This is a genomic window from Aquirufa nivalisilvae (assembly GCF_003143535.1).
GTDB classification, from domain to species: Bacteria; Bacteroidota; Bacteroidia; order Cytophagales; family Spirosomataceae; genus Aquirufa; species Aquirufa nivalisilvae.
Genome location: NZ_CP029346.1, coordinates 2,415,662 through 2,429,541, shown reverse-complemented (window position 1 = coordinate 2,429,541; position 13,880 = coordinate 2,415,662). Strand labels below are relative to the sequence as shown.

Here is a 13,880-nt window from a genome sequence, read left to right as displayed (position 1 = left end):
TTTAGTTCGGTAGGCTAATTTTTCCTAAACTTAACCAGGGGGAATCCCCTAATTGTCTGTCGCGCGCTACTTGATCATCCATCAATGTCTCATTGGCCAATAAAGCAAAAAGCACCGCTTCCTTGGCATCTGAAGCAATCCCTAAACGATCACTTTCCATCAATTGCATGTTGGGGTTAATCTTGGCCAGTCGCTCCATTAATAGTGGATTTTTACTTCCTCCACCACTAACAATCAATTGACAATCTGTCGTACGAATTGCAGGAATATAGCTTTGCATAGCTTGTGAGATGCTTTGAGCGGTTAATTCTGTCAAGGTTCTCAAAGTATCTACTGGGGTCAAAGAATAAGCGTTTTCTTGGATAACTTGATTTAATAATTCTAGATTGAAATATTCAGGTCCTGTGCTTTTTGGAAAAGCCTCATGAAAAAACGGTAAATTCAACATGGAGTCCAACAAAGGAAGATGCAAAATACCTTGTTTAGCTAATCTAGCATCTTTATCATAATTAAAACCAGGAAAATGTTGGCGTACATATGCATCCAACAAAGTATTGCCTGGCCCAGTGTCAGTAACTAAAATATCTTTGGGATCTTGACTGGCTGATAAATAGGTGAAATTTCCTATGCCACCAATATTCAATAAAATACGATGTTCTCCTTTTTTAGAAAATAAAAAATAATCCCCATACACTGCCAAAGGAGCTCCTTCACCGCCACCAGCGATATGTTTTTGTCGGAAATCGGATAAAGTAATGATCCCTGTCAAATGAGCAATATGATCTCCATCGCCAATTTGTAAAGTAGAGTTGGGTAAATTCCCGGAACGGATTGGGCGATGCATTACTGTCTGACCATGAGAGGCAATAGCATCTACTTCATTTGGAGCAATTCCCCAGCTTTGTAAACTATCTAAAATATATTGTGCATGTAATCGACCAATTTGTGCATTCAAGGTAGATAAACTCGGAAAATAGATTTGTTCCTTGGCAAATACTTCACGAATGGACTGTTTGAAATCCTCAGGATAGGGAATGGTTTGGTGTTTGATTAGTTCCACCTGAGTATTTAATCCAAAACCACTAAACCGACAAAGTGCTAAATCCAAACCATCTAAGGAAGTTCCAGACATCAAACCTAAAATCAAACGATTAGGTTGTTGGGAAATCCGATACAGCTGTGCGATTTGTGGGTTCAATTTCTACGGATGGTTTAAAATAGGTGGGCAGGTTATTATATGAATGGGTCTACATGGGAACTATAAGATACCTTGATTTGACATGTAGATTTGACAACTTTTCAAAAGTTGTCAAATCTCAAGCGAAGTTACAAAAAAACAGTCTTTCCTTTTGATATTAATTATCAGGCAAGTGATAATTAATTGATAATTACAGCACCTGATTTCGTATATTTGTATCATTTTTTAAACAATTTGACATTCATGGCTTTAGATGTAATTATTGTTGGAGGAGGTATCGTTGGTTTGGCAACAGCTCAGCGATTATTGGAAGCAAAACCCGATTTGCAAATCGCCCTATTTGAAAAGGAAAATATGGTTTCTCTACATCAAACTGGGAATAACTCGGGTGTTATCCATTCTGGATTGTATTATAAACCAGGTTCTCTAAAAGCCAAAAACTGCATTGAAGGCTATCATCAATTAATTGCTTTCTGTGAGCAAGAATCCATTCCATTTGAATTGACAGGAAAGATTGTGGTGGCAAGTAATCACGAACAAAGAAGTCAGTTAGAAAATTTATATCAAAGAGGTCAACAAAACGGTTTGGAAGGTTTAAAGAAACTTTCTTTGGCTGAAATGCAAGAATATGAACCTTATGTGACCGGTGTAGAAGGGATGTGGGTGCCGCAAACTGGGATTGTAGATTACCGAGTGGTTGCGGCTAAATTGGCTGAAAAAATCCAACAAGCTGGTTGTACCATACATTTAAACGAACAAGTGATCGGTATTACTAAAGGAATTAGTTATTCCATCGTGGAGACGGTCAAAGGGGTATATGAAACCAAATTGATCATTAATTGTGCCGGACTATATTCGGATGAAGTGGCCCAATTATCTCAAAGAGAGCCATTGGATGTGCGGATTGTGCCATTTAGAGGGGAATATTTCAAGTTGAGAAAAGAGAAAGAGTATTTAGTTAAAAACTTGATCTACCCTGTACCGGATCCTAATTTCCCATTTTTGGGTGTGCACTTCACACGCATGATGCGCGGAGGTGTGGAGGCGGGTCCTAATGCTGTTTTGGCCTTTAAAAAAGAAGGGTACAAGAAATTGGGAGTAGATTTCAAAGAACTTTGGAATACATTAACCTGGCCAGGCTTTCAGAAAGTGGCTACTAAATATTGGGAAACTGGTTTGGGCGAAATGTACCGAAGCTTCTCTAAAGAAGCCTTTACTAAAGCCTTACAAGTGTTAATTCCTGAAATTCAGGAGCAAGATTTAGTGGAAGGTGGAGCTGGTGTGCGCGCCCAAGCTTGCGATCGTAATGGTGGTTTATTGGATGATTTTTCCATCATTGAAGACGCAAAAATTATCAATATTTTAAATGCACCTAGTCCAGCTGCTACTTCTTCATTGTCTATTGGTAAAACAGTGGCAGGTATGGCTTTAACTAGATTTTAACAATTTTATGGGCTTAGGGAACCCCAATTCACTTGAACACGTTCAAGAATTTTACCTTCACCATTAGACGACTCCCCATGAAATTATTATTTACCTATTTGAGTCATTATCGTTGGCGTGTAGTAGGAGCTTTAGCTCTAGCTGCTACCAATCAGATTTTTTCCTTGATGGATCCCTACATTTTCAGGAAAATCATTGATGATGTAGCGGCCGTATATCGATCGAATACGCATACCATGGACCAATTTATCCAGGCTATTTGGCCTTTGGCATTGGCATCAGTTGGCGTGGCATTCGTCTCTAGAGTGGCCAAAAATTTTCAAGATTATGTTATCAATACCGTCACTCAAAAGGTAGGTGCCAACCTTTATTCGGATGGTATTCGACATTCGTTAGAGCTACCATATGAAACATTTGAAGATCAACGGTCGGGAGAAACCTTAGGCAAATTACAAAAAGTACGTATTGACGTCGAGAAGTTAATCACGGTAGGTATTAATATTCTTTTCCAATCGGTCATAGCGCTCATTTTCATTTCGGTATATGCATTTTCAGTACATTGGATGATTTTGCCCTTGTTTTTACTGACAGGGCCACTAATCGCTTTTGTTTCTTCTGTATTAAGTAGAAAAATTAAGACCATTCAGATTCAAATTGTTAAAGAATCAACGGCCTTAGCAGGATCCACGACTGAATCGCTTCGAAACATAGAATTAGTAAAATCCTTAGGATTAGCAGATCAGGAAATACGTCATTTGAATGCCACTACGGAGAAAATCTTATTGTTAGAGCTTAAGAAAGTGCGTTATGTACGTTCTATGGCTTTTGTTCAAGGTACATGCGTGAACTTATTACGCATGTTGATGGTCGTGGTGTTGATTTATTTGATTTACCAAGGTCAAATCACCATCGGTCAGTTTTATTCTTTAAATATCTATTCTTTCTTCCTATTCAATCCATTACAAGAGATTGGTAATGTGGTGAATACCTATCGTGAAGCGGAAGTGTCTTTGCAAAATTTTGAACAAATTTTGAATATTCCTGTAGAGAAGAAGCCAGATAATCCTAAAGCCATTGCTTCGATTCAAACTTTGCAATTTGATCAGGTTAGTTTCCAGCATCAATCAGCCAATTCCGAAGCTTTGAATAACATCAGTTTTGATGTGAAAGGGGGAGAAACCATCGCCTTTGTAGGTCCATCTGGCGCAGGAAAATCCACCTTAGTGAAATTATTGGTGGGTTTATATCGTCCCAAAAAAGGAAAAGTATTTTACAATGGAGAGGAAGGGGAACACATTGATTTTGATCAATTAAGAAAGAAGATTGGATTTGTGACTCAGGATACACAATTGTTCTCAGGTTCGATTCGTGAAAATTTATTGTTTGTTAATCCCAATGCCACCGATGCCCATTGCCTAGAGGTATTGGAAAAAGCAGCTTGCCAAACATTGTTAGCTCGGGCCGACAAAGGTTTGGATACCTTAATTGGAGAGGGCGGGGTCAAAGTGTCTGGAGGTGAAAAGCAGCGCTTGAGTATTGCAAGGGCTTTATTACGTGACCCCAATTTATTGGTGTTTGATGAAGCAACCTCAGCATTGGATTCCTTGACTGAAGAAGAAATTTCTGAAACTATCCGAGCCATTTCTCAAGAAGCAGAACATTTAACTATTTTGATTGCTCACCGATTATCAACCATCATGCATGCTACCCGAATTTATGTGTTGGAAAAAGGACGCATTGTAGAGCAAGGTTCTCATGAGCAGCTAATTGAAAGCAAAGGTTTGTACTATGCCATGTGGCGTCAGCAAGTTGGAGAAAACAAATCCAGCGAAAGCTTGTAAGAAACCTTTAAAAAATTTTGCAATTCCTTGATTACCCATACATTATTTGGGAATCTTTTGTTTCGAACAAATAGGATTGCGTATATTTGTTGTTTGAAAAAATTTCATACCAAAAGACTATGTCATTAAATAAATTCTCCAAAACTCTTACTCAAGAGATAACAAACCCTGCAGCTAAGGCTATGTTGTATGGAATCGGATTAACTTCTGAGGACATGCAAAAAGCACAAATTGGAATTGCTAGTACAGGTTATGAAGGTAACCCATGTAACATGCATTTAAATGGTTTGTCGGTCCATGTGAAAAAAGGAATTCAGGAGAACGGCATGGTAGGTTTGATTTTTCATACCATTGGTGTGTCTGACGGAATGACTAATGGAAACGATGGAATGAGCTACTCTTTGCCATCTCGAGATATCATTGCTGATTCCATTGAAAATGTAGTGGGTGCGCAGTGGTATGACGGTGTAATTGCAGTGGTTGGATGTGATAAGAATATGCCTGGAGCTATGATGGCTTTGGCGCGTTTGAACCGTCCAGGCATGTTGGTTTATGGAGGAACCATTAAATCGGGTTTATATAAAGGAGAGAAATTAGATATTGTTTCAGCTTTCGAAGCTTTAGGTAAGAAATTTGCTGGAAACATTTCAGATGAGGATTATGAAGGAGTAATTCGTAATTCTATTCCTGGTCCAGGTGCTTGTGGGGGTATGTATACAGCGAACACCATGGCTTCTTCTATGGAGGCAATGGGTTTAGTATTGCCTAATTCATCTACTTATCCAGCTACACACGAAGGCAAAAAAGAAGAATGTTTAGCTATTGGTGCGGCAATGAAAGTCTTGTTGGAGAAAAATATTTGTCCACGTGATATCATGACACGCCACGCCTTTGAAAATGCGATGACAGTGGTGATGGCATTAGGAGGATCTACCAATGCTGTTTTACATTATTTGGCGATTGCTCATTCAGCAGGAATTAAATTTACCTTGAAAGATATTCAAGATATTTCGGACAGGACTCCATTGTTAGCTGATTTGAAACCTTCTGGTAAATATTACATGGAAGATGTATTGGCTATCGGCGGTATGCCAGCTATTTTGAAATATTTGTGGCAAGAAGGCTTTTTACATGGAGAGTGTTTGACTGTGACTGGTAAAACCATGGCAGAGAATTTAGCTGATGCTCCAGATTTGAATTTTGAAACACAAAAAATTATTTATCCGGTAGCTACACCAATAAAAGCTACAGGTCACTTACAAATATTATATGGCAATTTAGCTACGGAAGGTGCTGTAGCTAAGATTACAGGAAAAGAAGGAGAGCGTTTTGAAGGTACAGCTAAGGTGTGTGAGCGTGAAGAAGAGGTAATCGAGTTTATTTCTAAAGGAGAAATTAAGCCGGGTCATGTGGTCGTTATTAGAAATGAAGGACCTAAAGGTGGCCCTGGGATGCCAGAAATGTTAAAACCAACTTCTGCTTTGATGGGAGCGGGTTTAGGTAATAGTGTGGCGATGATTACGGATGGACGTTTCTCAGGAGGAACGCACGGTTTCGTCGTAGGTCACGTGACGCCAGAGGCGCAAGAAGGAGGAAATATTGGATTGGTTAAGGACGGAGATAAAATTACGATCGATGCGGTAGATAATCAGATTATCTTACACGTATCCGATGAAGAATTGGCTGAACGCCGTAAGTTGTGGAAACCATTGGTTTCGGAACATACTTCGGGAGTTTTGAGAAAATACATCAAAAATGTGTCATCAGCCAGCTTAGGTTGTGTCACTGATTTGTAAAAAATGACCAATTCAATTTTTTTCTAAATGCGTATGACTTAAATTAGTCGAACCGTTTAACTGAAACAAAATAAAGACCTACTGTTATCATGGGAAAAACCCAAATAGAAGCTACTCAACCCACAACAACTCAATCCTCAAATTTTAAAACTGGGGCTCAAGCGGTTATGCAATCGTTGGTAGAGCAGGGGGTGAGTACTATTTTCGGATATCCAGGTGGAGCTATCATGCCTACCTATGATGCTTTATTTGATTATCGTGATCAATTGAAGCATATTTTGGTGCGTCACGAACAAGGTGCTGGCCATGCTGCACAAGGTTATGCGCGTATGCTAAATAAGGCAGGTGTTTGTTTGGTAACTTCAGGTCCTGGAGCTACTAATTTAATAACACCTATTGCCGATGCGATGTTGGATTCTACTCCTTTGGTATGTATAGTAGGTCAAGTCAAAGCTAATCTATTAGGTACAGATGCATTTCAAGAGTGTGATGTCATTGGTATGTCCATGCCCATCACCAAGTGGAATTATCAAATTGTTGATCCAAATGAGATTCCTGAAATTATTGCCAAAGCATTTTATATTGCGGAAACAGGAAGACCAGGTCCCGTATTAATTGAAATAACACGTTCTGCTCAAGCAGAAATGATGTCGATTCCATTTAAATACCAGAAATGTGAATCGATTATATCTTACAAGCCAAGATTAGAGCCTAAAGAAGAGCATGTGGAGGCGGCAGCTAAATTGATTAATGGAGCTAAACGCCCTTATATTTTGGCCGGACATGGTGTACTAATTTCTCAGGCTGAAAATGAATTAAAGGAATTTGTTGAGAAAACAGGCATTCCAGTAGCAACAACCTTGTTAGGTATGTCAGCCATGGATGCTGATCATCCACTTTTTGTAGGATGGCCGGGTATGCATGGTAATTATGGAGCCAATGTCTTGACCAATTCTTGTGATGTATTGATTGCCATTGGAATGCGTTTTGATGACCGTATCACGGGTGATTTAAGTACTTATGCCAAACAAGCTAAAGTGGTGCATATCGAGGTAGATCCTAGTGAGATTGATAAGAATGTAAAAGCGGATGCACCTGTTGTAGGAGATGCCAAAGCAGCATTAAAAGCCTTATTACCTTTGGTAAAGAAAGCTGATCATACTGAGTGGAGAGCTGAGTTTAAGAAGTATGATGATGAAGAGTATGAGAAGATTACCAAGAAAGATTTATATCATGAAGGTAATCAAATCAAAATGGGAGAGGCGGTAGCTTTATTGTCTGATAAGACCAAAGGAGAAGCGGTAGTTGTAACCGATGTAGGTCAACATCAGATGATTACCAACCGTTATTACCGTTTCAAAAAGCATAATTCCATTGTAACTAGTGGAGGTGCTGGAACCATGGGCTTTGCCTTGCCAGCTTCCTTTGGAGCCAAAGTGGCTGTTCCAGAGCGTGAAGTGATTGCCGTAATTGGAGATGGTGGATTCCAAATGACTTTGCAAGAGTTGGGTACGATTGCACAAAGTGGCTTACCTGTGAAGATCATTATCTTGAATAATAATTTTTTAGGCATGGTTCGCCAGTGGCAGTCGATGTTCTTTGATAATCGCTATTCATTTGTTGAACTGCAAAATCCTGATTTTATTACAATTGCTAAAGGATTTGGAATAGAAGGACATACCGTAAGTGATCGGAATAATTTAGGGGAATCTTTAGATACTTTATTGAATTCTAAAAAGCCTTATTTATTAGAGATTATTTGTGAGAAAGAAGAGAATGTATTTCCTATGGTACCTGCGGGTGCTTGTGTGACTAAAGTAATGCTTGAGTAGAAATTATATGTTAACAACTTACACTATATCGGTATTTACCACCAACACGATTGGTTTATTGAATCGTATCACGATTATATTCACGCGCAGAAGACTGAATATTGAGTGTTTGACCGTTTCAGAAACTGAGCGTAAAGGAGTATCTCGTTTTACCATTGTTATTCGCAATGAAAATCGGGAGATTGTTGAAAAATTGGTTCGTCAAATACGTAAGATTACGGATGTATTGGCGGTATTTGGTTATTTAGACGACGAAATTGTGTTCAATGAAATCGCCTTATTTAAAATAGCTACGCCATTAGGATCACCAGCTTTGGATGTCAAAACCATTAATTTGGATTGGAATGCTAAAGTTGTTCACTGGGGTTTAGACTATGTAGTGGTAGAAAAAAACGGATCTGAAGAGGAAATCAATGAATTCTATGCTTATTTAAAGCAATGGGAAATATTGGAATATATCAAATCGGGCCGTGTAGCTGTTGGTAAAACAGAAAAAGGATTAGTGGAGTATTTACCGGAAGGTAACTGGGAAATTGTATAAAATTTGAAAGTATAATAGATTAATTAGAAAAGAATATAAATTAAACAAAAACGAAAATGGCAAAGATTAATTTCGGTGGGGTTGTTGAAGATGTAGTAACAAGAGAAGAGTTTCCATTAGAGAAAGCTAGACAAGTATTGGCTGATCAAACAATCGCAGTTATTGGTTATGGAGTACAAGGTCCAGGTCAAGCATTGAACATGAAAGACAATGGTCTGAATGTGATTGTGGGTCAACGTAAAGGAAAAACCTATGATAAGGCTGTTGCTGACGGCTGGGTTCCAGGTGTAAACTTATTTGAAATTGAGGAAGCGCTTCAAAAAGGAACGATTATCTGTTATTTGCTTTCAGATGCGGCTCAAATTGAAATGTGGCCAACAGTGAAGAAATATTTGACTGCTGGTAAGTCATTGTACTTCTCTCATGGATTCGGTATTACTTATAAAGAGAAAACAGGAATTATCCCTCCAGCAGATGTGGATGTATTCTTAGCTGCACCTAAAGGTTCTGGTACTTCTCTTCGTCGTTTGTTCGTAGAAGGTAAAGGTTTGAACTCTTCATTTGCTGTATATCAAGATGCAACGGGTAAAGCTCGTGAGAAATGTATTGCGATGGCTATCGGAGTAGGTTCTGGTTATTTGTTTGAAACAGATTTCTATAAAGAAGTAACGTCTGACTTAACTGGAGAGCGTGGTACTTTAATGGGTGCTATCCAAGGAATTTTTGCTGCTCAGTATGAAGTATTACGTGAAAATGGTCACTCTCCTTCGGAAGCTTTCAATGAGACAGTAGAAGAATTGACTCAATCATTGATGCCATTGGTAGCTGAAAACGGAATGGATTGGATGTATGCCAATTGTTCTACTACAGCACAACGTGGTGCATTGGATTGGTGGAGACCATTCAAAGAGGCTACTAAGCCAGTATTTGAGAAATTGTATAATTCAGTAAAAACGCAAGCGGAGGCTGCTCGTTCAATTGATTTGAACTCACAACCAGATTACCGAGTGAAGTTAGAAGCTGAGTTAACTGAGTTACGTGAATCAGAAATGTGGAGAGCTGGTGCTGCGGTACGTAGCCTTCGTCCTGAGCGTAGCTAGTCTATTGATGTTAAATAAAAAAGGGGCAATTTATTGCCCCTTTTTTTATACCCAAAAATCAAAAAACGCTCACCTTTTTCTAACGCTGTCAAGGTTTCAAACCTTGACAGCGTTGAGCGTTAAACGATTTTCAAAACTTTTTTATTGCTTCTACACATTCAAGTTCTTGATAATCCTTCATTTTATTTAACGGTAATACCTTTATTTTTCAAATTTGGGACTTACAATGGAATTCATTTTTTGTAAAATAAAATTGATTTTATTTAATAAAATTTTATTCTAGGCATTAGTTGTAAAAAAGCGATTTAGTCTTGAATTAATATCATAATTAGATTTTTAATCCATTTATGTTTAAATATATCAATTTGTTCGGATTTTTAATCTAAAAAATACCCTTCGGGGCTTTTTTGTTTTTTGGTAAATAATGTAATTAAAGCTAGTTTTGCCAACCATTTAACAGAAACAAACCCTATGAATAATCGTATACAAATATTTGATACCACTTTACGCGATGGAGAACAAGTACCCGGTTGTCAGTTAAACCGTGAGGAAAAAATTGAAGTAGCAAAAGAACTTGAAAAATTAGGTGTCGATATCATTGAGGCAGGTTTCCCTATTTCCTCACCTGGTGATTTTGCTTCGGTAAAAGCCATTGCAGAGGTAATTACGGAGGCAACAGTCTGTGGGTTGACTCGTGCAAGAAAAGAAGATATCGATGCCGCAGCAGAAGCATTAAAGCCTGCTCGCAAGCCTCGTATACATACTGGAATTGGAGCTTCTGATGTTCATATCAAGCATAAATTCAATTCTACTCGTGAGAAAATTATTGAGCAAGCTATTTGGGCCGTTGAATATGCCAAATCATATGTAGAAGATGTTGAGTTTTTTGCTGAAGATGCAGGTCGTGCGGATTTACCATTCTTAGCCCAATTAACTCAAGCAGTTATTAAAGCAGGTGCTACCGTAGTAAATCTACCCGATACAACGGGCTATTTGTTGCCACATCAAATGCACCACCGTATTTCATACCTTTTCGAACATGTAGATAATATCCATCAGGCAACTATCTCCATGCACAATCACAATGATTTAGGATTAGCAACTGCCAATACTATAGCTGGTATACAGGCAGGAGCTCGTCAAGTGGAAGTGACCATTAACGGAATCGGTGAAAGAGCAGGAAATACTTCATTAGAGGAGGTTGCCATGATTTTGAATGTCCATAAAGACTTAGGATTTACCACTGGAATTAATCCAAAGCATTTATTCCCCATCAGTAATCTAGTGTCTAATTTGATGGGAATGCCTGTTCAAGCCAATAAAGCGGTGGTTGGTGCTAACGCTTTTGCTCACTCCTCAGGAATTCATCAAGACGGTTTCTTGAAACATGCTCAAAACTATGAAATTATGAATCCAGAAGATGTTGGCGTTCCATCATCAGCGATTCTTTTGACTTCCCGTTCAGGACGTGCAGCCTTACGTCACCGTTTGCAATTATTGGGCTTTGAATTAGAAAAGCCAGAATTGGATAAATTATATACTCGTTTCCTATTAATGGCTGACGAGCGTAAAATGATTCATGATGAGGATTTGAAAGAACTTGTAGGTTAATTCATGTTTGGTGCAGTAGCACTACTCACCAAGTTAATACCTGCTTGATGTAAACAATTTAAAATACCTAAATTGATCTCTTGTTTGACGTTTTGGAATTTCCCAAAATCACTAGTTTGAACAAAGTAGGTGACAGAGATATCTAAAGAATAAGTGCCAAAGCCTTCAAAAATAATTTTGGGGGCTTTTTTCTTGCACAATGGCTCTTCCAAAATAAGTTGTTCAATTTGAGGTAAAATGGATTTTATCTGTTCAGATTTACTTTGAAGAGAACACGATAGGGTGTATTTCGCTCTTCGGAAGTTACGCTCACTCATGTTTTCCAAGGATTGAGACGTTAATAATCGATTGGGAATCATAATTAAATTGCCATCCACGGCTCTCAACCTAGTACTTCTAAAACCAATTTTTTCTACATCTCCTGAAATACTTCCTGCCTGAATACTATCTCCTACCACAAAGGGTAAATCCAAAAATATAGTAAATGAAGCAAATAGATTTTCTAAGGTTTCTCTCGCAGCCAAGGCAAGGGCTAATCCCCCCAAACCTAATCCGGTAATGAGTGCCATCACATCTACTTGGAACACCCGACCTAATAGGACAAATCCTGAGCCCGCAATAATAAATACCATACCTAAGTCGTTCAGGAATGGAATGAATTGCTGCTTTGATTTTTGTTCAACGCCTTGCCACTTTTGTTGAGCAATTAAAATAATCACTTTCAACATCCGAACTACTAACCACGTAAAAGTGATAATGACGGCTGTTTCAAAGGCTTTTTGAAGTAAAAATAACAAACCAAATTTCTCAACTGGATTGAAATGCCAAGCAATAGGAACATGCAAATATTGAATACTGAAATAAAGGAATATCCAAAACAACAAAAGCTCCACTGGCTTTCTCAACAATTGGATACAATCCTGAACCTGGATAAATTGATTTGGCAAAAAACGAAAGATGATTTTAGAAAAGGAATTGGAAAAGAACCTTCTCATTACTAGGCCAATAATCAATATCCCAACAAAAAATAATATATCCTCCGCCGAATTTTCCAATAAATACCAATTAGCCAATGCTTCTCTCATCTGAATTATCAATTTTGCCCCCAAATATAGAGAATAACTTAGTCGAATGTGAAAAAAAAGTACGACCTTTGCAGACTTACAGGCTAAGCTGTATGGTAAATTATTTTATGATTCTTCGTCCTTTGATTATCCAAAATTCTAATTTAAAAACAAGCCGTGCCTTGTTTTTAGCACTTAGCTTATTATTTAGTGCCTTAAATAGTTTTCAATCTTCAGCACAAACTATATTGAATTCTCCCCTTTCTTATGTTGGAATGGGTGAACTAGATGAAGGCGGAAGCCCAAGTAATGCTATGATGGGTGGATTGGGTGTATCGAACTCTAACGGGATTTATGCCAATGTGATTAACCCAGCTCTTTTGGCCAGAAATAGATATACGGTTTTTGAAGTTGGCGCCAAAGCTGAATTAAAAGAACTACAAGATACACGTCAACACCAGCAAATTTTTGGAGGAAATTATCATTCGTTGAATTTAACTTTACCGATTTCAAGTCGCTGGACTGCTTCTATCGGTTTTCGTCCTCACTCCTCAGTGGAGTATGAAACCCGATCATTCCGTCGTTTAAATTTATTAGGTGTGGATAGCTTAATTTATAGCTATGCAGGAAAGGGTGGTGTAACCAAACTGACATTTAATAACGGTGTACGAATTGGTAAAGATTTTTATGTAGGTATAGGTATCGATTATTTATTCGGAACTGTCAACCGAAATGTATCTACCCAAAATCTCTCAGACGGTCAGTACTACAAAATTCAATTAGAAAATCGCATTGACTATTCAGACTTCCTATTTAGAGGAGGATTGGCCTATCGTAAGCATCTAAAGAATGACATGTTTATCAATGTTGGAACTTCATTTGATCTTAGCTCAACGCTTAGTTCTAAGCAGTTAAAGCGTTTTGCCATCATGGATTTATCAGGTATAACCGTCATCAATGCAGATACATTAAATAAATCAACTCCATTTGCTCAAAATTTACCCGTTTCTCAGCATTTCGGAGTTAGTTTAGAAAAGTTAGCCAACTGGATGGTTGGTATAGATTATTCTAGAACAGATTGGACTAAAGTAGACAATAATTTAGGCCGTTCTTCAAGACTCCCTGTTAGTTCACGCTGGTCGGTAGGTGGTGAATATACTCCTGATTTTGAAGCTATATCTAATTATTTCAAAAGAGTAACGTACCGTGCAGGATTTAGCTATTCTACAACTCCATACGATTACTTAGGAAATGGTAAATATGCAGTAGATAAGTATGTTAGCCTTGGAGTCGCTTTACCTTTACGAAATCTATCTTATTTGAATATAGCTTATCAAATTGGTAAAAGAGGAGTATTAGCAGACAATGGATTAGAAGAGCAATACCAGCGAATTACCATCGGCTTAACATTAAGTGACCTTTGGTTCCAAAAGGTGAAACTCAACTAACACTTA

The 13,880-nt window shown here is 38.1% G+C and carries 10 protein-coding genes; 8 read left to right on the top strand and 2 right to left on the bottom strand.

The window, feature by feature from the left end; genetic code table 11:
* Position 1: 1 nt before the first annotated feature.
* Positions 2-1,198 carry an anhydro-N-acetylmuramic acid kinase gene (locus HME7025_RS10380; protein ID WP_109323700.1) on the bottom strand — a complete coding sequence of 399 codons (1,197 nt, stop codon included), beginning with the start codon at positions 1,196-1,198 and terminating at the stop codon, positions 2-4.
* 243 nt (positions 1,199-1,441) lie between these two features.
* Between HME7025_RS10380 and lhgO the strand changes: the two genes are divergently transcribed.
* The 7 genes from lhgO (at position 1,442) to HME7025_RS10345 (ending at position 11,362) form a co-directional block, all read left to right on the top strand.
* Complete coding sequence (lhgO, locus tag HME7025_RS10375) at positions 1,442-2,641, top strand: L-2-hydroxyglutarate oxidase (RefSeq protein WP_109323699.1); 1,200 nt, start codon at positions 1,442-1,444, stop codon at positions 2,639-2,641.
* A gap of 77 nt (positions 2,642-2,718) precedes the next feature.
* Positions 2,719-4,482, top strand: coding sequence for an ABC transporter ATP-binding protein (locus HME7025_RS10370; RefSeq protein ID WP_109323698.1), 1,764 nt, complete (start codon positions 2,719-2,721; stop codon positions 4,480-4,482).
* A gap of 119 nt (positions 4,483-4,601) precedes the next feature.
* Positions 4,602-6,278, top strand: a complete 1,677-nt coding sequence (gene ilvD, locus HME7025_RS10365; protein ID WP_109323697.1) for a dihydroxy-acid dehydratase — start codon at positions 4,602-4,604, stop codon at positions 6,276-6,278.
* A gap of 89 nt (positions 6,279-6,367) precedes the next feature.
* Entirely contained in the window at positions 6,368-8,110 is a 1,743-nt protein-coding gene (gene ilvB, locus HME7025_RS10360) for a biosynthetic-type acetolactate synthase large subunit (protein ID WP_109323695.1), read from the top strand.
* A 7-nt stretch (positions 8,111-8,117) separates the two neighbouring features.
* Positions 8,118-8,651, top strand: a complete 534-nt coding sequence (gene ilvN, locus HME7025_RS10355) for an acetolactate synthase small subunit (protein ID WP_109323693.1) — start codon at positions 8,118-8,120, stop codon at positions 8,649-8,651.
* A 56-nt stretch (positions 8,652-8,707) separates the two neighbouring features.
* Complete coding sequence (ilvC, locus tag HME7025_RS10350; protein WP_109323692.1) at positions 8,708-9,751, top strand: ketol-acid reductoisomerase; 1,044 nt, start codon at positions 8,708-8,710, stop codon at positions 9,749-9,751.
* Positions 9,752-10,222: 471 nt separating this feature from the next.
* Positions 10,223-11,362, top strand: a complete 1,140-nt coding sequence (locus tag HME7025_RS10345; RefSeq protein WP_109325399.1) for a 2-isopropylmalate synthase — start codon at positions 10,223-10,225, stop codon at positions 11,360-11,362.
* Here HME7025_RS10345 and HME7025_RS10340 read toward each other — a convergent pair.
* Positions 11,359-12,447, bottom strand: coding sequence for a mechanosensitive ion channel family protein (locus HME7025_RS10340; RefSeq protein ID WP_109323691.1), 1,089 nt, complete (start codon positions 12,445-12,447; stop codon positions 11,359-11,361). The two genes, HME7025_RS10345 and HME7025_RS10340, sit on opposite strands and share 4 nt — an antisense overlap.
* Positions 12,448-12,539: 92 nt before the next feature.
* Here HME7025_RS10340 and HME7025_RS10335 point away from each other — a divergent pair, with 92 nt between their 5' ends.
* A complete protein-coding gene (locus HME7025_RS10335; RefSeq protein ID WP_109323687.1) occupies positions 12,540-13,874 on the top strand; it encodes a hypothetical protein in 1,335 nt (444 codons plus the stop codon).
* Positions 13,875-13,880 lie beyond the last annotated feature (6 nt).

Coding starts and splice junctions, on each gene's coding strand:
- HME7025_RS10345 (WP_109325399.1), top strand. CDS start 10,223: ATGAATAATCGTATACAAATATTTGATACCACTTTACGCGATGGAGAA.
- HME7025_RS10370 (WP_109323698.1), top strand. CDS start 2,719: ATGAAATTATTATTTACCTATTTGAGTCATTATCGTTGGCGTGTAGTA.
- ilvN (WP_109323693.1), top strand. CDS start 8,118: ATGTTAACAACTTACACTATATCGGTATTTACCACCAACACGATTGGT.
- HME7025_RS10340 (WP_109323691.1), bottom strand. CDS start 12,447: ATGAGAGAAGCATTGGCTAATTGGTATTTATTGGAAAATTCGGCGGAG.
- HME7025_RS10335 (WP_109323687.1), top strand. CDS start 12,540: ATGGTAAATTATTTTATGATTCTTCGTCCTTTGATTATCCAAAATTCT.
- ilvD (WP_109323697.1), top strand. CDS start 4,602: ATGTCATTAAATAAATTCTCCAAAACTCTTACTCAAGAGATAACAAAC.
- ilvC (WP_109323692.1), top strand. CDS start 8,708: ATGGCAAAGATTAATTTCGGTGGGGTTGTTGAAGATGTAGTAACAAGA.
- lhgO (WP_109323699.1), top strand. CDS start 1,442: ATGGCTTTAGATGTAATTATTGTTGGAGGAGGTATCGTTGGTTTGGCA.
- ilvB (WP_109323695.1), top strand. CDS start 6,368: ATGGGAAAAACCCAAATAGAAGCTACTCAACCCACAACAACTCAATCC.